Here is a 20,902-nt window from a genome sequence, read left to right on the forward strand (position 1 = left end):
TTGGAGCAAACCGATGGAACGGATTACGGTCAACCTAGCTGAGCGTAGCTACCCAATCTCTATTGGCGCCGGGTTATTTGAGGACCCGGCGTACCTCTCTCAAGTTCTCTCAAACAAAAATGCAAAACAAAAAGTTGTTGTGATCAGTAATGTCACAGTGGCGCCTTTGTATGCAGACAAAATTTTAAAGCAACTCGAGCAGCTCGGCTGTAGTGCATCCTTGTTAGAATTGCCTGACGGTGAACAGTACAAAAACTTGGATGTATTTAATCAAGTAATGAACTTCTTACTGGAAGGGAGTTATGCTCGTGATGTTGTGATCATCGCGTTAGGTGGTGGTGTTATTGGCGACCTTGTGGGTTTTGCGTCTGCCTGTTACCAGCGTGGGGTCGACTTTATTCAAATACCGACCACATTACTATCCCAAGTGGACTCTTCGGTTGGTGGAAAAACCGCGGTTAACCATCCGTTGGGTAAGAACATGATAGGTGCGTTTTACCAACCTAAAGCCGTGATCATTGATACGAACTGCCTGTCGACGTTGCCTGAACGTGAGTTCGCTGCGGGTATCGCCGAAGTCATTAAGTACGGCATTATTTACGATGCAGATTTTTTTGTATGGTTAGAAGACAATCTTGAGCGCTTGTATGCGTTGGATGAAGAAGCACTAACTTATGCGATCGCACGTTGCTGTGAAATAAAAGCGGAAGTGGTGGCTCAGGATGAGAAAGAATCGGGCATCCGTGCTTTGCTTAACTTAGGTCACACCTTTGGTCATGCGATTGAAGCGGAACTTGGCTATGGCAATTGGCTGCATGGTGAAGCGGTATCTTCCGGCACTGTTATGGCGGCCAAAACGTCGCATCTACGCGGTCTGATCTCGGAAGAGCAATTTGAGCGTATTGTTGCGATTTTGCGTCGTGCAAAACTGCCTGTGCATACTCCAGACAGTATGAATTTCGATGACTTCATCAAGCACATGATGCGAGATAAGAAAGTCCTCTCTGGTCAATTACGATTGGTTTTGCCTACAGGCATTGGCACTGCCGAGGTAATTGCTGATACGACGCAAGACGTACTCAAGCAGGCAATAGACTTCGGTCGCGATATTTAACCTTGTAATGGCGCCTTTGGGCGTCATTCTTGTAGTGTATTAAGGTTATTAGATGAGTGTTGCTCACGTACTGGAATTAGATTCTCAAATCGAGTTGCTTGATAGATTAGGTCTACTGACTAACTTTGGTTCCAATCTCATTGCGATTAATGGTCATGATGGGTACGGGAAATCTTGGTTAGCGCAGCGATACCTTGAAGTGGGTGCCAGTAACAAGAATCAATGTTTGTTACTTTGTCATTCTAATCAAGACGATGTGCAGCATCGCGTCCTTATTTTGAGTCAACTAGTTTCGGACGCATTGTTTAATCAGCAAGAGCCTTTACTTGATAGCCTTGAAAGGCTTTTAGGTGATGAGCCGTGTGACATTGCAATTGTTGTAGATGATGCGCATTTATTGAGTGAGACACTTATCTCTGAGCTTTGGATGCTGGTCTTAGAGGCGCACCATAAGCCAAATTGGACCATCAATGTCTTACTGTTTACACAGTCTGGACGTTTAGAAGGTTTGCTAGCACGTCTCAGTTATGGACAAGAGATAAAGCCTGTTGAGCTTGATATTGATATGTTGTCCGAAGTGGAAGCTCGTCGTTTCTTTGAGTCACTTGTAGCGCGCTACGTCAATGATGAGTCTGAGAAACGGGTTCGAGATGCATTTAAAAAAGTCGACCCAGTACCGGGGGACATCATGGCGTTAGGAGAGATGAAAGTGGAAAAAAGGATCATTATCCGCTCGATTGTCGGTTCACCCCTGAATATTGCGTTGGTGGTATTAGTATTACTGTTGCTTGCTGCTGGTGGCTATTGGTGGATGCTTAGTCAACCAAGTCCTGATGATAAGGCGCAGCAAATTGCTGGCAGTTTAGAGCAAACGGCTATTCCAACTTTTGAAGAGTCAGGAATCAGTGCAGCGCAGTCTTCACTGCAACCTGTAACCGATGGCTCTAGCAGTCCTGATAAGTCTGGTGCGGTTGATGATTCTGATTCATTACCGCCAGCAGTGACAGAAGAAGTAGCGAACGTAGGCAGTGATGACAATCAACAAAGAGTGGTGATTGAGTCGAATGTGGTCGATGCATTGCTTGAAGGTAAAACTGATTCAGCAGACACAAAAGCGATTGATGACGTCGTAGGTATTGAGAAGACAGAAACCGCCGATGAAACTAGCTCTCCTTTGATTAAAGTCGTAAAACCGAATCAAGATATGGCGCAAGCACCTGCTCAGTCAGAAGAGGGTGACGTAAACCAACCTGTTGTGAAGTTTTCATTTGCCCGTGAAGAACTAAAAGCGCTATCGCCAAGAGCTTATACTTTACAACTCGCAGCTATGACCTCAATGGAAGATGTACAATCCTTTCTCAATGAGCATCAACTGAATAATCAAGTGCGAATTTATCCTACCGTTCGTAATGACACCGAGTGGTATATCATCACATATCAAGATTATCCGACAATTCAAATGGCTCGTGATGCCGTCGCAAGCTTACCAGATTCGGTTAAGTCGGTGAGTCCTTGGGCAAAATCACTCCGTCAGGTTCACCGTGAAATTGAACGAGTGAAATAAACCTGAGCTTCCCTGAAAAATATGTTACATTCCGCAGCCTTAATTTTTGGTCGATAGATAGAGCAGTAGATGAAAAAGCAACGAGCCTTTCTTAAATGGGCAGGAGGAAAATACGGACTGGTTGAAGACATCCAACGTCATTTGCCGCCGGCTCGAAAGCTAGTTGAACCTTTTGTTGGTGCGGGCTCAGTGTTTCTGAATACCGATTATGACCATTATCTACTTGCAGATATCAATCCAGATTTGATCAATCTGTACAACCTGCTGAAAGAACGCCCTGAAGAGTATATCTCTGAAGCGAAGCGTTGGTTTGTCGCTGAGAACAACCGCAAAGAAGCCTACCTACACATTCGCGCTGAGTTTAATAAAACCGATGACGTGATGTACCGCTCTTTAGCGTTTTTGTACATGAACCGCTTTGGTTTTAATGGCCTATGCCGTTACAACAAAAAAGGTGGCTTCAATGTACCGTTTGGCTCTTACAAAAAGCCGTATTTCCCTGAGGCGGAATTGGAGTTTTTTGCAGAAAAAGCCAAAAAAGCTACGTTCGTTTGTGAAGGTTATCCTGAAACATTTCGTCGTGCGCGCAAAGGGAGCGTCGTGTATTGCGATCCACCTTATGCGCCGCTTTCAAATACGGCAAATTTCACCTCATACGCAGGTAATGGTTTCACGTTGGACGACCAAGCTGCATTAGCCGACATTGCTGAAAGAACAGCGACTGAACGTGGCATTCCTGTGTTGATTTCTAACCACGACACTACCTTGACACGTCGGTTGTATCACGGTGCGGATCTTAATGTGGTAAAAGTAAAGCGTACCATTAGCCGTAATGGTAACGGTCGTAATAAAGTTGATGAGCTACTTGCGCTTTTTCATGCCCCAGACATGGATAAATCAAACTCTTAATTCTCACACTATTATATCTAAATAGTGGATCTCCCCACTGGCTTCGGTAGAATTGCGCGCAGATTGTTTGCTCATTACTACTGAGGTCAGGTATGAAAGATTTTCTTATTGCTCCATCCATTTTATCGGCAGATTTTGCTCGTCTCGGTGAAGATGTAGAAAAAGTACTCGCAGCGGGTGCGGATGTGGTGCATTTCGACGTTATGGATAACCACTATGTACCAAACCTGACTTTTGGTGCGCCTGTGTGTAAAGCACTACGCGATTATGGCATCACAGCGCCAATCGATGTTCACCTAATGGTGAAACCCGTTGACCGTATTATTCCTGATTTCGCAAAAGCGGGTGCGTCGATGATTACGTTCCATGTAGAAGCTTCTGATCATGTAGACCGTACACTGCAGTTAATTAAAGAGCACGGCTGTCAGGCTGGTGTGGTACTAAACCCAGCAACGCCACTTGCAAGTCTTGAGTTTATTATGGATAAAGTCGACATGATTCTACTGATGTCGGTAAACCCTGGTTTTGGTGGTCAATCATTCATTCCTCATACACTAGATAAACTGCGTGCCGTTCGTAAGATGATTGACGAGTCTGGCCGTGATATCCGCTTAGAAATCGATGGCGGTGTGAAGGTTGACAACATTCGTGAAATTGCAGAAGCGGGCGCAGACATGTTTGTCGCAGGCTCGGCGATTTTCGGTGAGCCAGATTATAAACAAGTGATCGATCAAATGCGCGCTGAACTGGCTGAAGTTAAATAAGCAACGATAAGCCAACGCAATAACACGCTGATTTTAAAGGCTGCTAGCTTGTTGGCAGCCTTTGTGTTTTCTAGTATTAGAAGAAATTAAATATCCGCTGCGCTGAGCAAATAATCACTTGCCTATTTTACGCCCTTTCTGTACTATTCGTGCTCCTTAAACTCAGTCAATTATCTTTAGTTCCTTGCTTCCTCTGGACGACTGAGCCATTTGTGGAAGCTGAATAATCCGTAAGGAGCAACCAATGCGTCATTACGAAATCGTATTCATGGTGCACCCAGATCAAAGCGAGCAAGTTGCTGGCATGATCGAGCGTTACACTGGTTCAATCACTGAAGCTGGCGGTAAAATCCACCGTCTAGAAGACTGGGGCCGTCGTCAACTGGCTTACCCAATCAACAAGCTTCACAAAGCTCACTACGTTCTTATGAACGTTGAAGCTGACCAAGCTGTAATTGATGAGCTAGAAACTGCTTTCCGTTTCAACGATGCAGTTCTACGTAACATGATCATGCGTACTAAAGCAGCGATCACTGAGCAATCTATCATGCTTAAGCAAAAAGAAGAGCGTGCTCCACGTCGTGAAGAGCGTTCTGAAGCTAAGCCTGAAGCTAAGTCAGAAGCTGCTGAGTAAGTTTTCTTATGGCCAATCGAATGGAGCTGAGCGGCACCATTGCCAAACCGCCCATTCGTAGTAAAAGCCCTGGTGGCATTGAACACTGTCGGTTTTGGCTAGAGCATCGCTCTACTATTATCGAAGCTGACTTACCTCGACAAGTTTATTGTCGTATGCCGGTAGTCGTCAGCGGGCTTGGGTCACAAGCACTAACTCAGAATTTAGTTCAAGGCAGTAACATTAAAGTAAGTGGTTTTGTCACTTATCAAACCGGCCGAAATGGCGTGGGAAAATTAGTGTTACACGCCGACAACATTACTCAAATTTAAGATCAGGAGATAGCCCATGGCTCGTTTCTTCCGTCGTCGTAAATTCTGCCGTTTCACTGCAGAAGGCGTACAAGAGATTGATTACAAAGACGTAGCAACTCTTAAAAACTACATCACTGAAGCTGGTAAAATCGTACCTAGCCGTATCACTGGTACAAGCGCTAAGTACCAGCGTCAACTAGCACGTGCTATCAAGCGTTCACGCTACCTAGCTCTACTACCGTACACTGACAAGCATCAGTAATCGGTTCATTTTATTAAGAAAGAGGATTAAGCAATGCAAGTTATTCTACTTGATAAAATTGGTAACCTAGGTGGTCTTGGCGATACTGCAAACGTTAAATCTGGCTACGCTCGTAACTTCCTTATCCCACAAGGTAAAGCAGTTATGGCAACTAAAGCTAACGTTGAAATGTTTGAAGCTCGTCGTGCTGAACTAGAAGCTAAAGTTGCTGAGCAACTAGCTGCTGCAGAAGCTCGCGCAGAGAAAGTTAACGCTCTAGAAGCGGTAGTTATCGCTTCTAAAGCTGGTGACGAAGGCAAACTATTCGGTTCTATCGGTACTCGTGACATCGCTGACGCTATCACAGCTGCAGGCGTTGAAGTTGCTAAGAGCGAAGTTCGCCTTCCTGAAGGTGCTCTACGTAACACTGGTGAGTTCGAGATCAGCGTTCAACTTCACTCTGAAGTTTTCGCGACAGTTAATCTACAAGTTGTTGCTGCTGAGTAATTCAGTATCAAGACGAAATACTAAAAAGCACCTCCTTGGAGGTGCTTTTTTTATTTCTAAAACTGAGAGAAAAAGGGTTAAAAAGCGAAAAGTAAATTAACGGAAAATACGCTGTCCGCTTTGCTTAAGCCTTCAGGCACTTTATCGTGATACTGACGAGAGTGCGCCAGTTTCAGTGCAATATCTTCAGTAATATCATTGGTTACACTGAGTTCACTATCAGTACGTGTGTTACTTCTACCTGTTACCAACGTAATATCAGCTGCGAAACTTAAATTATCCAACGCATGCCAAGTTGTGTTGATATTTCCTCGAAAAATGCCTTCTCTAACGATATCGGGAAAGACAATATCGTCATCATCTATTTCGTCTAAGTTTGGCTCTTGATAGCGAAAACCAGGGCCTACCTCTACCTCTAAAATGAAGTTCTCAGTGTAGGAGAACTGGTAACCCAAACCACCTGACAACGTATAGTCTTTAAAATAAGCACTGTAGCGAGAATCCACTCCTTTAAAGCTGCCATACAAATACGTCTTAGGGCCTAACTTGTAGTCACTCTGCAGGGAATAGGTGGATGAGCGTTTGTCTTCTTCACCGTCTTTGTACAAGTTGTAGTACTTCCATTCACCATTAGAACGGTGTCGACCTGACGTATATTCAGCACTCAAACGAGCATTCAGGGAACGAGAGTCCGTGTTACCTGTGTGAGCTTGATAGCCGAACTCCACCTCGGTTTTTAGTGGGTCGGGTACATCAATATTTTGCTCTGGCTGTACTGATTCGTCAGCATACGATGCACTAGCGCACAGTAGGCTAAAGCTAAGTAACCAGTATCGGGACACATCAACCTCGAACGTAATCAAAAAGGAGGGGCATGATACTGATACAGATATTTGGTTGGGTCAATGGTAGGTTAATTTTTATTAGAGCTAGGCGGAAGAACCAGGCTATTACCCGGGTGGTTCACATGATGATTTCTTAACAAGTAATTGTCGCTTCGGGGAAGCATCTCAGTTAGGTTAAGGTTATAATCGTGGGTCAATAGTAGTTATCGAGCAAAGTCATGGCGGAAAACAGAAATCGCAAACCTTCAGACAGTCAGGTCGACGCAATCAAAGTGCCACCTCACTCACTAGAAGCCGAGCAATCAGTAATTGGTGGTCTTTTACTGGATAATGAACGTTGGGACACCGTTGCCGAACGTGTTGTGAGCAGTGATTTCTATAGTCGTCCACACCGCCTGATTTTTGAAGGTGTAAAAACCATTCTTGAAGCGGGTAAACCTCTCGATCTTATTACTTTATCGGAATATCTAGAGCGTCATGAGTTGTTAGAAGATGTAGGCGGTTTTGCTTACCTCGCTGACTTGGCGAAGAATACGCCAAGTGCAGCTAACATCAATGCGTATGCTGATATTGTCGCTGAGCGTGCGATTGTTCGTGGCCTTATTGGTGTCGCGAATGAAATTGCGGACGCGGGCTATGACCCTCAAGGTCGTAGTTCTGAAGATTTAATAGACATGGCGGAGAGTAAAGTTTTTGCTATCGCCGAGTCTCGAACTAGTGAAAACGAAGGACCACAAAACGTCGACAACATCCTCGAAAAGACGTTAGAACGTATCGAGTTGTTGTATAAAACGCCACAAGATGGTGTTACGGGGGTCGATACCGGTTTCACCGATCTCAATAAGAAAACCGCAGGTTTGCAAGGCTCTGATTTGGTGATTGTCGCAGCGCGTCCATCGATGGGTAAAACGACCTTTGCGATGAACTTGTGTGAAAATGCGGCCATGCAACAAGAAAAGCCCGTACTTATTTTCTCGTTAGAGATGCCAGCTGAACAGTTGATGATGCGTATGTTGGCCTCTTTGTCTCGTGTAGACCAAACCAAGATCCGTACGGGTCAGCTAGATGACGAAGATTGGGCGCGTATTTCTTCTACTATGGGTATCCTGATGCAGAAGAAAAATATGTACATTGATGATAGCTCTGGTCTAACTCCGACCGAAGTGCGTTCGCGCGCTCGCCGTATCGCTCGTGAACATGGCGGTCTGTCGATGATCATGGTCGACTACCTTCAGTTGATGCGCGTGCCTTCGTTAACCGATAACCGCACTCTTGAGATTGCTGAGATCTCGCGCTCTCTTAAGGCGCTGGCAAAAGAGCTAAATGTGCCTGTTGTGGCACTGTCGCAGCTAAACCGTTCCCTAGAGCAACGTGCGGATAAACGACCAGTAAACTCGGACTTGCGTGAATCCGGTTCCATCGAGCAGGATGCTGACTTGATCATGTTCATCTACCGTGATGAGGTTTATCACCCAGATAGTCCGTACAAAGGTACGGCCGAAATCATTATTGGTAAACAGCGTAACGGTCCTATCGGCTCTGTTCGCCTCACTTTCCAAGGTCAACATTCGCGTTTCGACAACTACGCGGGTCCTGCATTCGATATTGATGATGAGTAATCCCATGAGCTATATGAAAGCGGCCAAGGCGTGCATTGATTTGTCTGCGTTGCAGCACAACTTACAGCGCGTAAAAGCTCAAGCGCCACAAAGTAAAGTGATGGCTGTCGTCAAGGCCAATGGTTATGGTCACGGATTACGTCATGTTGCAAAACATGCTAACCATGCGGATGCGTTTGGTGTGGCTCGTATTGAAGAAGCATTGCAACTGCGCGCTTGTGGAGTAGTAAAGCCGATTCTATTGCTAGAAGGTTTTTACTCTCCTGGTGACTTACCTGTTCTTGTGACGAACAACATCCAAACCGTGGTGCACTGTGAAGAGCAGCTTATCGCCTTGGAGCAAGCAGACCTTGAAACTCCGGTTGTCGTGTGGCTGAAGATTGACAGTGGCATGCACCGCCTTGGGGTTCGTCCTGAACAATATGACGAGTTTGTAACGCGGCTAAAGGAGTGTCCAAATGTAGCGAAACCGTTGCGTTACATGAGCCACTTTGGCTGTGCAGATGAGCTGGATAGCGATATTACCCCACAACAGATTGAGCTGTTTAAATCGTTGACTTCTGGTTGCCAAGGGGAACGTTCACTGGCGGCATCTGCGGGGTTATTGGCATGGCCTCAAAGCCATTTAGATTGGGTTCGTCCGGGTATTATCATGTATGGTGTGTCGCCATTCGATGACAAAACGGCGCAAGATCTTGGGTATCAACCTGTTATGACACTTAAATCCCACCTTATTGCGGTACGTGAAGTGAAGAAGGGCGAAAGTGTTGGCTACGGTGGTATTTGGACCAGTGAGCGAGATACAAAAGTGGGTGTCATCGCTGTAGGGTATGGCGACGGTTACCCAAGAAGTGCTCCAAACGGTACGCCGGTGTGGGTTAATGGCCGTAAAGTACCTATTGCAGGTCGAGTTTCCATGGATATGCTGACGGTCGATTTGGGACCAGACGCAACGGATAAAGTCAGCGACGAAGCGATTCTTTGGGGGAAAGAGCTCCCAGTAGAAGAAGTGGCGGGTCACATTGGTACGATTGCGTATGAACTCGTGACTAAGCTAACGCCTCGCGTCGAGATGGAATACTCAAAATAAACAATGAAAGGCTAACCCAAGGTTAGCCTTTGTTTTATCTACTCACCGTTAATCGTAGCAATAACGCGGCGGCCGCCACCAAAGTCTCGATGCTCACCCAAGTAAATACCTTGCCATGTTCCTAAAGCTAATCGACCATTTTGGATTGGTACCGTCACACTACTGCCAAGCAGTGATGCTTTAATATGTGCCGGCATGTCGTCGTCACCTTCATAGGTGTGCTGATAATAAGGAGCACGCTCTGGCACAAACTTATTGAAGTGCGCTTCCATGTCCATACGCACGGTTGGATCAGCATTCTCATTTAAGGTCAAACTGGCGGAGGTGTGCTGAATAAATAAGTGTAATAAACCTACTGAAAGTTCGTTTATTTGTGGTAATTGTTGTTCAATTTCATCAGTTATCAGGTGAAAACCGCGGCATCTCGCTTTTAATTGCAGTGTTTTTTGTGCCCACATACGTGTTCCTTTGGAAATTTATAAATTGGCGTCTATCCTATTCCAATTAGAGCCTGTCATTAGTAAATGATATGATTCTTGTCATCGTAAATGAATTGTTCAATTTCAGGGCAGGGAACGTGACCTAACTCAATGTGAGTGTAAAAGCTCTCGGTCATAATTGGCGCCTGAAAAAAAATTACAAAGACTTGTTTTGTGGCAATTTGCCCAAACATCTAATTTATATTCTATTTGCTAAATCGGGGATTCCACAGTTTTCGCTAGACTGTAAGGAATGGAACCTACTGTAACATCGGGATAAAGACCATGTTGAAAAATATCAATCCAACGCAAACACAAGCTTGGAAAGCGCTAACGGCGCATTTCGAATCTGCACAAGATATGGATCTTAAAGAGCTGTTTGCTCAAGACGCAGCGCGTTTCGACAAATACTCTGCACGTTTCGGCTCAGACATCCTAGTCGATTACTCAAAGAACCTCATCAATGAGGAAACTCTGAAGCACCTGTTTGCTCTTGCGAAAGAGACCGAGCTGAAATCTGCAATTGAAGCGATGTTCAGTGGTGAAGCGATCAACCAAACAGAAGGTCGCGCTGTTCTTCACACTGCACTACGTAACCGCGCTAATACTCCAGTTATGGTAGATGGCGAAGACGTAATGCCAGCAGTGAACGCGGTTCTAGAAAAAATGAAATCATTCACTGAGCGCGTTATCGGCGGTGAATGGAAAGGTTACACAGGCAAAGCAATTACCGATATTGTGAACATCGGTATCGGCGGTTCTGACCTTGGCCCTTACATGGTGACGGAAGCTCTAGCGCCATACAAAAATCATCTAAACCTTCACTTCGTATCTAACGTTGATGGTACACACATCGTTGAAACGTTGAAGAAAGTTAACCCAGAAACGACGTTATTCTTGATCGCGTCTAAGACGTTTACAACACAAGAAACCATGACTAACGCGCACACTGCTCGTGATTGGTTCCTAGAATCGGCGGGTGATCAGGCTCATGTGGCTAAGCACTTTGCTGCGCTTTCAACAAACGCGACAGCCGTGTCTGAATTTGGTATCGATACAGCGAACATGTTTGAATTCTGGGACTGGGTTGGTGGCCGTTACTCACTATGGTCTGCGATCGGTCTATCAATTGCACTAGCAGTAGGTTTCGACAACTTTGTTGAGTTGCTTGATGGTGCTCACGAGATGGACAAGCACTTCGTATCAACAGATCTAGAAAGCAATATTCCAGTGATTCTTGCTTTGATTGGTATTTGGTACAACAACTTCCACGGTGCGGAGTCAGAAGCTATCCTACCTTACGATCAATACATGCACCGTTTTGCAGCATACTTCCAGCAAGGCAACATGGAATCAAACGGTAAATACGTTGACCGTGACGGCAATGCTGTAACTTACCAAACTGGCCCAATCATTTGGGGTGAACCAGGTACCAACGGTCAGCACGCGTTCTACCAGCTAATTCACCAAGGTACTAAGCTTATCCCATGTGACTTCATTGCACCTGCAATTAGCCACAACCCAGCTAGCGATCATCACCAAAAACTGATGTCTAACTTCTTCGCGCAAACTGAAGCTCTAGCGTTTGGTAAAAATGAAGAAACCGTGAAAGAAGAGTTGGTGAAAGTTGGTAAGAATGCTGAAGAAGTGGCAGCGATTGCGCCATTCAAAGTGTTTGAAGGTAACCGTCCAACAAACTCTATTCTAGTGAAGCAAATCACGCCTCGTACGCTAGGTAACTTGATCGCAATGTACGAACACAAAATTTTCGTACAAGGTGTTATCTGGAATATCTTCAGCTTTGACCAGTGGGGCGTGGAGCTAGGTAAACAACTGGCTAACCAAATCCTACCTGAGCTTGCAGATGAGTCTCAAATCAGCTCGCATGACAGCTCAACAAACGGTCTAATCAACGCATTTAAAGCGTTCAAAGCTTAATGTTTGAATAGATAAAGAAAAGGTCAGCAAATGCTGACCTTTTTATTGCCTGAGGCAAAAACAAAATAGGTTGGCCAGTGCCAACCTATTTTTCTCTTTTATTCGAAGCAAATTTCGATAAAGGCATTTCCCCATTGGGAAGAGAAAGGCATGATAATAATTGAGCCTTCACACTTGTGGCGAATCGTATGACCTCGGCCCGAAACCACAACCGGTGTTGCCATATCAAAGTCAAAACCACTTTCTGCCAGAATGCGTTTCGCACCACCAGTAACCATGTTGGTGATCTCACCCACCATATCGGTCACTTCTTCATTGAGCCCATTTGGACGTTCACCAAGCATGTTCTGCATGATTTCTAGGGCGAGTGCTTCATCAAAGGTGATCGACATTGAACCACGAGTTTGTGGGCCTACCATACCAATCAGACCAGAAACGTCACCTCGTGCGATCTCATCTTTTTTGATTCGCGGTTTTTGTGGCTTCAGCTCAAGAGAAGCCATAGTTTTTAGCACGTTCATTAAAGAAGCTAAAAACGGGTTTACAAATTCAGCGCGCATAACGTTCTTCTATACTTTTTCTTTCGTCTCGGAGGAACAGGCCTGGCATTCACCATGAGTTTCAATAACTTGGTTGGTCAGTTTGAATCCATGCTTCTCGGCGTTTTCGGCTAACAAGGATATCAGCGTCTCATCTTCGAGTTCAACGACATCACCACATTTATCGCAAATTAGTAATTGGAAAAAGTGCTGCTGAGTATTGAAAGAACAACAAGTAATAAAGCTATTTGTCGATTCCACTCGGTGGATGAAGCCTTGCTCTAGGAGAAAATCTAATGCTCGATAAACAGTGGGCGGCTTAGCCTGAGGCTCACTCTCTTTTAGTTGCTCCAATAGCTCATACGCACTTGAGGCGCGGCGATTAGAACAAATGAGTTCAAATACGCGTCGGCGTTGCGGAGTCAGTCGTACTCCACGCTCTGCGCAGATACTTTCAATTTGTTCAATGATTGTTGGGTTCAAACCTTTCACCATAACTATCGGACGTGCTCTATGATAAATCATTTCTATACGAAGTTCGTTTAGAAATGCTTCATTTTACCCACTATCAGAACGAAAATCATGAATTAAAGCAAGTCGGTGGTGGTGTGAAGGCGGAATAATCATCACAGAATGAATCAACGAATGACAGATTCGTATTACTTCTGCGTATTCCTAAGCACTTGGCTAGTCAGCCAACCAAATCATTCTCGCTGAAACTAGCACCCAGAGGTGCTTGGGTATACAATACCCGACTTATTTTTTGAGCGTACTGCTGCGCTCGACCTTGGCAACATAAAAACGGGTGTTTATATCATGACTCATTCTTGCAGGCTCTCCGTAGCACCAATGTTAGATTGGACTGATCGTCATTGTCGCTACTTCCATCGCTTAATGACCAAAGAAACCCTGCTGTACACTGAAATGGTGACGACAGGTGCGATCATTCATGGAAAAGGAGATTTCCTGGCTTATAACGAAGAAGAGCATCCGTTAGCCCTTCAACTTGGTGGTTCAAACCCAGCAGATTTGGCTACGTGTGCCAAGCTAGCGCAAGAGCGTGGCTACGATGAGATTAACCTAAATGTGGGGTGTCCATCTGACCGCGTACAAAATGGTCGCTTCGGTGCTTGCCTAATGGCTGAACCGCAGTTAGTTGCGGATTGTGTCGCAGCAATGAAAGACGTGGTCGATATCCCTGTAACAGTAAAGACTCGCATTGGTATTGATGCTCAAGACTCCTACGAGTTCCTAACGGATTTCGTTTCTATTGTTTCAGAAAAGGGTGGCTGTGAGCAGTTCACTATCCACGCACGTAAAGCATGGTTAAGTGGTCTAAGCCCAAAAGAAAACCGCGAGATCCCACCATTGGATTACCCACGCGCTTACCAATTGAAGCAAGACTTCTCACACCTAACGATTGCGATTAACGGTGGCGTGAAATCATTAGAAGAAGCGAAAGCACATCTTCAGCATCTTGACGGTGTGATGATTGGTCGTGAAGCATACCAAAGCCCATATTTACTGGCATCGGTAGACCAAGAGTTGTTTGGCTCTAATGCTCCAGTGAAGAAACGCAGCGAAATTGTTGAAGAGATGTACCCATACATTGAAGCGCAATTAGCGAAAGGTGCGTACCTTGGTCATATTACCCGTCACATGTTAGGTTTGTTCCAAAGCATGCCCGGTGCTCGTCAATGGCGTCGTCATATCAGTGAAAATGCGCACAAACCAGGTTCTGGTCTAGAAGTATTGCAAGACGCGCTAGCTAAGATTCCAAAAGAATTGAATGTGTAAAATTCGCCAGTTAATGGCTAAAATTACCAACTAAAGAATGATAAAGCCAGAGTGCAGAAATGCCTCTGGCTTTGTTTTTTTATTAAAAATCATAATCTTAACTTCGTTTCTGTAAGTTGGTATGGAAACTGCTCTGTTTATTGAAAACAAATGGAGAAGTGATTATGTTGGAGCTAATCTTTATTTTAGTCTTTGCGGCGACCTTGTTGGTTACGGGTATCACAATGATGACCGTATTCGCAGCAACTGGTATTGCGTTAGTTGTGATGTTTTTACTGGGAATGGTTGGAGCGGTACTCAAACTATTACCATGGTTAATCGTGATTGCATTGGGTATTTGGTTCTTCAAGAATTACGTTGCTCAGCCCCGCTATAAATAATGAGTAACATCATTTAGTTGATGGAGAGGCGTGAGAATATGGTATATTTCATCTCACGTCCTCTACGTGAATATCAGCTATCTCGGAGTAAATACTACATGACAAATAAAGCGAACATCGCTTTAACGGCATTATCGTTGGCAGTATCTTTTCCTGTTTTTGCAGAGTACTCTGTATCGACAAAAGTCGGCGCAGAGGTATGGGCTGCCGACACTAAAGTTAATGAAGCGAGACGAGATAGCAGTACCACAGGCACTTTTTACGCGGCGATTGAACATGATGTTAAATACGTCCCTAATGCGCGCCTTCGTTACTCAAGTGTTGATGCGAATTACATGGGGTTCGATAAGCTCGATTTAACTTTGTATTACCACGTTCTAGAGCATGATTTATTGCACTTTGATGCGGGTCTTACGTTCAGTAATTTAAGTGACACTAAATATATTGATGCTGGCTCAAGCAGGCGTGTAGAAGAATTTGATGAGCTGATTTGGGCTTGGTATGGCTACGCAGAAATTCAAGTTCCGGATACAAACTTTGATGTGATTGGTGAGATAAACTTTGGTGACAACAAAGGTATCAAAAGCACCGATTTCATGGCAGGTGTTCAATACAATGTACCGCTCGAAAAAGCTCGACTGGCTTTTCGTGGAGGTTACCGTGTGATTGATTTAGAGTCCGATAAATTCATGTCGGATCTAGGGAAAGAGTTTATTTTTGCTAACGGCTTCTTTGTGAGTGCGGAATACGCGTTCTAAACTCAGCCATACTAGATATTCGATTTACTTAAAACGTCGCTTTATAAGCGGCGTTTTTTTATATCACTTCATTATATCTAATCGAAATTTCTCCCTATTTGGCTGACTTAGACCATGCTTACCTAGGAGCAATGTGAAAGTTAAAGCAGGGATAGCGATGACAATAAATGAACTAAGACATCTATTCCGTGAAAATCAGCTTATCGAAGCGATTATTGAGCCTGCAATCCAAGAGGGTGGTTGGGTTGTAGAGTTCAGACATGCGCGCGGTGGTTTTGTTTTTCTAACGGACAGTCACGGCGAAGAATGTCTTTATGAAGATTTGGATACTGCGTCAAAATCGGCAATGGCAGTAGGCTTTCAACAAGTCCGCATTGAAGACCGATGAGCAAAAAGTAAGCCGTTCTTACTTCCAAAAAGTTATAAAACATTCACTTCTATTCTTTCTTGTTATTAAGGAGAGTGGGTACTCTATCGTCACGCAATGAATAGGGATGTCGTGATAATGTCTTTTCAAAAGAATGAGTATTCTCACAAGAATGTGTCTGAAGATAATAATGGGCAAGGAGGAAATCCTCCAATCGCAAGCCCTCTGAATGACCAACAAATTAGCTCACTCCAACAAACTGTCTCTGAGTTGTCTTCACAGCAACTTGCTTGGGTCAGTGGGTATTTTTGGGGATTAGCTCAAAATCAACCAAACACAGCGGTAACTCCAATTGCACAAGCAACGGCAGCCGTATCAGCGAAGCCAGCAGGTAAGTTGAGTATTATTTTTGCTTCCCAAACGGGCAATGCTAAAGGTGTTGCTGAAGCTCTGGAACAGGAAGCAAAAGCAGAAGGAATTGCAGTCGAACTTTTTGATGCAAGCGATTACAAAGGTAAAAACTTAGCCAAAGAAACGCATGTCATTATTGTGGCATCGACTAACGGCGAAGGCGAAGCGCCAGACAATGCCATTGAGCTACATGAGTTTTTGCAATCGAAGAAGGCTCCTAAGCTGCCAAACCTGCAATATGGTGTTATTGCACTGGGAGATTCTAGCTACGAATTCTTCTGTCAGACCGGTAAAGACTTCGACACTTACCTATCAAAGCTAGGCGCGACTCCATTTATCGAGCGTCTTGATTGCGATGTGGATTATGAAGCCCCTGCAACTGAATGGCGTAAGAATGCGTTAGACAAGGTAAAAGATACACTGTCTTCTGGCTCTGAAGCGGATGTGGTTCAACTTCCTGTGGGTCAAGCTGCGACTGCGCACTCTCCTTACAATAAACAAAATCCGTACACTGCGACGTTACTGACCAGTCAAAAAATCACGGGCCGTGACTCTGGAAAAGACGTTCGTCATATAGAAATCGACTTAGAAGGCTCGGGCTTAACGTATCAGTCTGGTGATGCACTAGGTGTGTGGTTTGAAAATAGCTCGGAACTTGCAAATGCCATTCTTGGTAAGGTCGGTTTGTCTGGGGTTGAGACTGTTGACGTTGATGGTGAAAGCTTGTCAATCCACAGTGCTCTTGTGAGTAAATATGAAATCACAACATCTAACCCACAGCTCATCACAAAGTTTGCCGAGTTATCCGGTAGCAAGAAGCTACAAAAGTTAGTTGAAGATAAAGATAAGCTTCGCGAGTACTCTGCAAATACTCAAATCGTTGATGTACTGGCAGAAAAGAAAACCAAGTTAACCGCAGATGAATTGATTGGTTTGCTTCGTCGTCTTACTCCACGCCTTTACTCTATTGCATCAAGCCAAGAAGAGGTCGATGAAGAAGTACACCTAACGGTTGCTTTGGTTGAGTACGAACAAAACGACGAAAAACGATATGGTGGTGCGTCTAGTTTCTTAGCACAGCGTCTCGAAGAGGGAGATGAAGTTAAAGTATTTGTTGAGCATAACAACAACTTTAAACTGCCGGAAGATGATAGTACTCCAATTATCATGGTTGGTCCTGGCACAGGGATCGCACCATTCCGTAGCTTTATTCAGGAACGTGAAAACCGCGATGCTGAAGGCAAAAACTGGTTGTTCTTTGGTGATCGCACGTTCACTCAAGACTTCTTGTACCAAGTGGAATGGCAAAAGTATCTCAAGTCAGGAGTACTAAGCCGATTGGATGTTGCCTTTAGTCGTGACCAAGTAGAAAAGGTTTACGTACAACATCGCATCTTAGAAAACGCAGCTCAAGTGTGGCAGTGGATCCAAGAAGGCGCTTATATCTATGTCTGCGGTGATGCAACGCGTATGGCAAAAGATGTGCACGACGCATTGGTTATCGTTGCTGAACAAGAAGGCAAGATGCCGCGTGACGATGCAGAACAATTTATTAATGACCTACGTAAAGCGAAACGTTATCAGAGGGATGTTTACTAATGACTTTTTCTACGGACAATAATAAGCAGGTTGTATTAGGTGAAGAGTTAGGGCCGCTATCTGATAACGAGCGCCTGAAGCGAGAAAGCAACTTATTACGTGGCACTATTGAGCAAGATTTACAGGACCGTATTACAGGTGGCTTTACTGCCGACAACTTCCAGTTAATTCGTTTCCACGGTATGTATCAACAAGACGATCGTGATATCCGTAATGAACGCACAAAGCAAAAACTGGAACCATTACATAATGTGATGCTTCGTGCTCGTATGCCTGGAGGCATCATCACGCCAACGCAATGGTTAGCGATCGACAAGTTCGCAACGGAGCACTCTTTATATGGAAGTATTCGTCTGACGACTCGCCAAACGTTCCAGTTTCATGGGGTATTAAAACCGAATATTAAGTTGATGCATCAAACGCTCAACAGTATTGGCATTGATTCGATTGCAACCGCGGGTGATGTAAACCGTAACGTGTTGTGTACCACTAACCCAGTGGAGTCAGAGTTACACCAAGAAGCTTACGAATGGGCGAAGAAGATCAGTGAGCATCTATTACCAAAGACGCGCGCTTATGCAGAGATTTGGCTAGACGGTGAAAAAGTAGAAAGCACAGAAGAAGACGAGCCGATTCTAGGCAAGAACTACTTACCACGTAAGTTTAAAACCACAGTGGTTATCCCACCGCAAAATGACGTAGATGTACACGCTAACGATCTCAACTTCGTAGCGATTGCAGATAACGGCAAGCTGGTTGGTTTTAACGTCCTGGTCGGCGGCGGCTTAGCGATGACGCATGGCGATACATCAACTTATCCGCGCCGCGCTGACGACTTTGGCTTTATTCCGCTGGACAAGACACTTGATGTTGCCGCAGCTGTAGTAACAACTCAGCGCGACTGGGGTAACCGTTCAAACCGTAAGAACGCAAAAACCAAATACACATTGGATCGTGTAGGTAGCGATGTCTTTAAAGCGGAAGTCGAGAAACGTGCTGGTGTTAAGTTTGAGCAAAGCCGTCCATATGAATTCACAGAACGTGGTGACCGTATTGGCTGGGTAGAAGGAATTGATGGTAAATATCATTTAGCGCTTTTCATCGAAAATGGTCGCTTATTAGACTTTCCAGGTAAACCACTTAAGACGGGTGTTGCTGAAATTGCCAAAATCCACAAAGGCGATTTCCGCATGACAGCAAACCAAAACCTAATTGTTGCGGGTGTACCTAAAAACGAAAAAGCGAAGATTGAAAAGATCGCTCGTGAACATGGCTTAATGGACGACGGCGTAAGTGAACAGCGTAAGAACTCAATGGCTTGTGTTGCTTTTCCAACTTGTCCGCTAGCGATGGCAGAAGCTGAACGTTTCCTTCCTCAGTTTGTTACTGATGTTGAGGGGATTCTGGAGAAGCACAACCTACCAGAAAATGACAACATCATTTTGCGTGTAACTGGGTGTCCAAATGGTTGTGGTCGCGCAATGTTGGCTGAAATTGGTCTAGTTGGCAAAGCGCCGGGTCGTTACAACTTGCACCTAGGTGGTAACCGTGCCGGTACTCGAGTACCAAAAATGTATAAAGAGAACATCACGGATAAGCAAATCTTAGAAGAGATTGATCTGCTGGTGGCCCGATGGTCGAAAGAGCGTGAAGAAGGCGAAGCCTTTGGCGATTTCACTATTCGTGCTGGCATTGTCCAAGAAGTGCTCGTATCAAAGAGGGACTTTCATGCTTGATTCTGTAGCATCCAAGCTGGAGCTCACAGAGTTACTGACATTAACAAAGACGGAGCAAATCCTCCGTCTTGCTCAAATTAATGTCGAGCTCGAAAAGCTTTCAGCACAAGAGAGAGTAGCGTGGGCTTTAGATAATCTAGAAGGCGAGTTCGCGGTTTCTTCTAGTTTTGGTATTCAAGCCGCGGTTATGCTTCATTTAGTTACTCGCGCCAAAGCGGACATCCCCGTCATTCTAACCGATACTGGTTACCTGTTTGCTGAGACGTACCGATTTATCGATGAGCTGACAGATGCTCTCAACCTAAATTTAAAAGTTTATCGAGCCAAGGAAAGTGCGAATTGGCAAGAAGCTCGATATGGAAAATTATGGGAGCAAGGCGTAGAGGGAATTGAAAAATACAACAAGCTCAATAAAGTTGAGCCGATGCGTCGAGCGTTAAAAGAGCTTAATGTTGGAACGTGGTTCTCTGGACTGCGTCGAGAGCAAAGTAAATCTCGTGCAGGTTTACCGATTCTATCAATTCAGAACGGTGTGTTTAAATTTCTACCAGTAATTGATTGGACTAATAAAGACGTTCATTACTACTTAGAACAACACGGCCTTAAATACCACCCATTGTGGGATGAAGGTTACCTTTCAGTTGGTGATACACATACTACTCGTAAATGGGAGCCGGGAATGTCAGAGGAAGAAACTCGATTCTTTGGCTTAAAGCGAGAATGTGGCCTACACGAAGATGATGGCTCTGAACAAGATGGGTCTGGCATATAGCCATAATGCTCTTTAAATAGAGTTTAGGTTAAGTTTAATAAAGATAGCTGCAATAAAGCAGCTTTCTTTATTTATGGTACTTGAAAAACACGTCTCAAAGAACAACTCTGTGGATAAGTTGTGTGATAGTTTGGGGTAAAGTTGAATAAATAAAGGTTTGATCGAAAACTCATCGTTTAACCACTGTTTTTGCAATTTTTGAAAAATAACACTTGCCAATGTGAGCGCGATCTCTATAATGCCTCCTCGTTGACAGGGCAAGGCCTCACAAGGGTTTAAGCGAAGTTGATAAGGCTGAAAAGAAAAACGAAATAATTTGAAGAAAGTGTTTGACACAATAAATTATCTCGCTAGAATGGCCGCCTCTTCCGAAGTGATGTCAATCACAAAGAAGAGTTGCTCTTTAACAATATAGACCTATCAATCTGTGTGGGCACTCGTTGATGATAATCCAATTAGAAACTTCGGTTTCAAATTAGGTTTCAATGAAACGAAGTGACCATTGAATCTTCGGATTCAGCACAGTCAATTCAAACATTACTTTAT

Annotated in this window: 22 protein-coding genes; 18 read left to right on the forward strand and 4 right to left on the reverse strand. The window is 44.4% G+C overall.

Annotation, left to right across the window (positions count from 1 at the left end; translation table 11 throughout):
- Positions 1-13 precede the first annotated feature (13 nt).
- The 8 genes from aroB (at position 14) to rplI (ending at position 6,026) form a co-directional block, all read left to right on the forward strand.
- Complete coding sequence (gene aroB / locus R7E42_RS21615; RefSeq protein ID WP_005381318.1) at positions 14-1,114, forward strand: 3-dehydroquinate synthase; 1,101 nt, start codon at positions 14-16, stop codon at positions 1,112-1,114.
- A 52-nt stretch (positions 1,115-1,166) separates the two neighbouring features.
- The gene (locus R7E42_RS21620; RefSeq protein ID WP_318072986.1) at positions 1,167-2,678 is read left to right on the forward strand and encodes an SPOR domain-containing protein; all 1,512 of its coding nucleotides are present in this window, start codon (positions 1,167-1,169) and stop codon (positions 2,676-2,678) included.
- A gap of 69 nt (positions 2,679-2,747) precedes the next feature.
- Positions 2,748-3,587, forward strand: coding sequence for a Dam family site-specific DNA-(adenine-N6)-methyltransferase (locus R7E42_RS21625; protein WP_005381301.1), 840 nt, complete (start codon positions 2,748-2,750; stop codon positions 3,585-3,587).
- A gap of 92 nt (positions 3,588-3,679) precedes the next feature.
- Positions 3,680-4,351: a ribulose-phosphate 3-epimerase gene (rpe, locus tag R7E42_RS21630; RefSeq protein ID WP_005381300.1), complete on the forward strand. Its 672-nt coding sequence runs from the start codon at positions 3,680-3,682 to the stop codon at positions 4,349-4,351.
- Positions 4,352-4,595: 244 nt separating this feature from the next.
- Positions 4,596-4,985: a 30S ribosomal protein S6 gene (gene rpsF / locus R7E42_RS21635; protein ID WP_005381299.1), complete on the forward strand. Its 390-nt coding sequence runs from the start codon at positions 4,596-4,598 to the stop codon at positions 4,983-4,985.
- Between the two features lie 8 nt (positions 4,986-4,993).
- Positions 4,994-5,296 (forward strand): primosomal replication protein N, encoded by a 303-nt coding sequence (priB, locus tag R7E42_RS21640; protein WP_005381298.1) that lies wholly within the window; start codon positions 4,994-4,996, stop codon positions 5,294-5,296.
- 16 nt (positions 5,297-5,312) lie between these two features.
- The gene (rpsR, locus tag R7E42_RS21645) at positions 5,313-5,540 is read left to right on the forward strand and encodes a 30S ribosomal protein S18 (RefSeq protein WP_000090472.1); all 228 of its coding nucleotides are present in this window, start codon (positions 5,313-5,315) and stop codon (positions 5,538-5,540) included.
- Between the two features lie 33 nt (positions 5,541-5,573).
- Positions 5,574-6,026 carry a 50S ribosomal protein L9 gene (rplI, locus tag R7E42_RS21650; protein ID WP_005382760.1) on the forward strand — a complete coding sequence of 151 codons (453 nt, stop codon included), beginning with the start codon at positions 5,574-5,576 and terminating at the stop codon, positions 6,024-6,026.
- A gap of 77 nt (positions 6,027-6,103) precedes the next feature.
- Here the strand turns inward: rplI and R7E42_RS21655 are convergent, their stop codons facing one another.
- Complete coding sequence (locus R7E42_RS21655; protein ID WP_005381276.1) at positions 6,104-6,868, reverse strand: DUF481 domain-containing protein; 765 nt, start codon at positions 6,866-6,868, stop codon at positions 6,104-6,106.
- Positions 6,869-7,089: 221 nt separating this feature from the next.
- Here R7E42_RS21655 and R7E42_RS21660 point away from each other — a divergent pair, with 221 nt between their 5' ends.
- Positions 7,090-8,490, forward strand: a complete 1,401-nt coding sequence (locus tag R7E42_RS21660; RefSeq protein ID WP_005382759.1) for a replicative DNA helicase — start codon at positions 7,090-7,092, stop codon at positions 8,488-8,490.
- A 13-nt stretch (positions 8,491-8,503) separates the two neighbouring features.
- Complete coding sequence (gene alr / locus R7E42_RS21665; protein WP_031777284.1) at positions 8,504-9,580, forward strand: alanine racemase; 1,077 nt, start codon at positions 8,504-8,506, stop codon at positions 9,578-9,580.
- A 38-nt stretch (positions 9,581-9,618) separates the two neighbouring features.
- Here the strand turns inward: alr and R7E42_RS21670 are convergent, their stop codons facing one another.
- On the reverse strand, positions 9,619-10,038 hold the full coding sequence (locus R7E42_RS21670) for a secondary thiamine-phosphate synthase enzyme YjbQ (RefSeq protein ID WP_042523680.1): 420 nt from the start codon (positions 10,036-10,038) through the stop codon (positions 9,619-9,621).
- Positions 10,039-10,344: 306 nt separating this feature from the next.
- Here R7E42_RS21670 and pgi point away from each other — a divergent pair, with 306 nt between their 5' ends.
- Positions 10,345-11,997, forward strand: a complete 1,653-nt coding sequence (gene pgi / locus R7E42_RS21675) for a glucose-6-phosphate isomerase (RefSeq protein ID WP_005381270.1) — start codon at positions 10,345-10,347, stop codon at positions 11,995-11,997.
- Between the two features lie 98 nt (positions 11,998-12,095).
- Here pgi and R7E42_RS21680 read toward each other — a convergent pair whose 3' ends face one another.
- Both R7E42_RS21680 and zur read right to left on the reverse strand, forming a co-directional pair.
- The gene (locus R7E42_RS21680) at positions 12,096-12,557 is read right to left on the reverse strand and encodes a chemotaxis protein CheX (protein WP_005381269.1); all 462 of its coding nucleotides are present in this window, start codon (positions 12,555-12,557) and stop codon (positions 12,096-12,098) included.
- A 9-nt stretch (positions 12,558-12,566) separates the two neighbouring features.
- Positions 12,567-13,031: a zinc uptake transcriptional repressor Zur gene (gene zur / locus R7E42_RS21685; RefSeq protein WP_005381268.1), complete on the reverse strand. Its 465-nt coding sequence runs from the start codon at positions 13,029-13,031 to the stop codon at positions 12,567-12,569.
- Between the two features lie 321 nt (positions 13,032-13,352).
- Here zur and dusA point away from each other — a divergent pair, with 321 nt between their 5' ends.
- From dusA to R7E42_RS21720, 7 genes are all read left to right on the forward strand, one after another.
- Positions 13,353-14,333 carry a tRNA dihydrouridine(20/20a) synthase DusA gene (dusA, locus tag R7E42_RS21690; RefSeq protein ID WP_318072987.1) on the forward strand — a complete coding sequence of 327 codons (981 nt, stop codon included), beginning with the start codon at positions 13,353-13,355 and terminating at the stop codon, positions 14,331-14,333.
- Positions 14,334-14,497: 164 nt separating this feature from the next.
- The gene (gene pspG, locus R7E42_RS21695) at positions 14,498-14,713 is read left to right on the forward strand and encodes an envelope stress response protein PspG (RefSeq protein ID WP_005381266.1); all 216 of its coding nucleotides are present in this window, start codon (positions 14,498-14,500) and stop codon (positions 14,711-14,713) included.
- Between the two features lie 98 nt (positions 14,714-14,811).
- A complete protein-coding gene (locus R7E42_RS21700) occupies positions 14,812-15,471 on the forward strand; it encodes a TIGR04219 family outer membrane beta-barrel protein (RefSeq protein WP_130545458.1) in 660 nt (219 codons plus the stop codon).
- Positions 15,472-15,628: 157 nt separating this feature from the next.
- Entirely contained in the window at positions 15,629-15,859 is a 231-nt protein-coding gene (locus tag R7E42_RS21705; RefSeq protein WP_005381264.1) for a hypothetical protein, read from the forward strand.
- Positions 15,860-15,976: 117 nt separating this feature from the next.
- Positions 15,977-17,848, forward strand: a complete 1,872-nt coding sequence (locus R7E42_RS21710; protein ID WP_318072988.1) for an assimilatory sulfite reductase (NADPH) flavoprotein subunit — start codon at positions 15,977-15,979, stop codon at positions 17,846-17,848.
- Positions 17,848-19,584 (forward strand): assimilatory sulfite reductase (NADPH) hemoprotein subunit, encoded by a 1,737-nt coding sequence (cysI, locus tag R7E42_RS21715; RefSeq protein WP_262681895.1) that lies wholly within the window; start codon positions 17,848-17,850, stop codon positions 19,582-19,584. The genes R7E42_RS21710 and cysI overlap by 1 nt, the downstream gene beginning before the upstream one ends.
- On the forward strand, positions 19,577-20,356 hold the full coding sequence (locus R7E42_RS21720) for a phosphoadenylyl-sulfate reductase (RefSeq protein WP_005382748.1): 780 nt from the start codon (positions 19,577-19,579) through the stop codon (positions 20,354-20,356). Before cysI ends, R7E42_RS21720 begins: the two co-directional genes overlap by 8 nt.
- The last annotated feature ends 546 nt before the right edge of the window (positions 20,357-20,902 follow it).

Origin of the sequence: Vibrio sp. Vb1337 (assembly GCF_033338715.1) — a bacterium.
Classification (GTDB): domain Bacteria; phylum Pseudomonadota; class Gammaproteobacteria; order Enterobacterales; family Vibrionaceae; genus Vibrio; species Vibrio alginolyticus.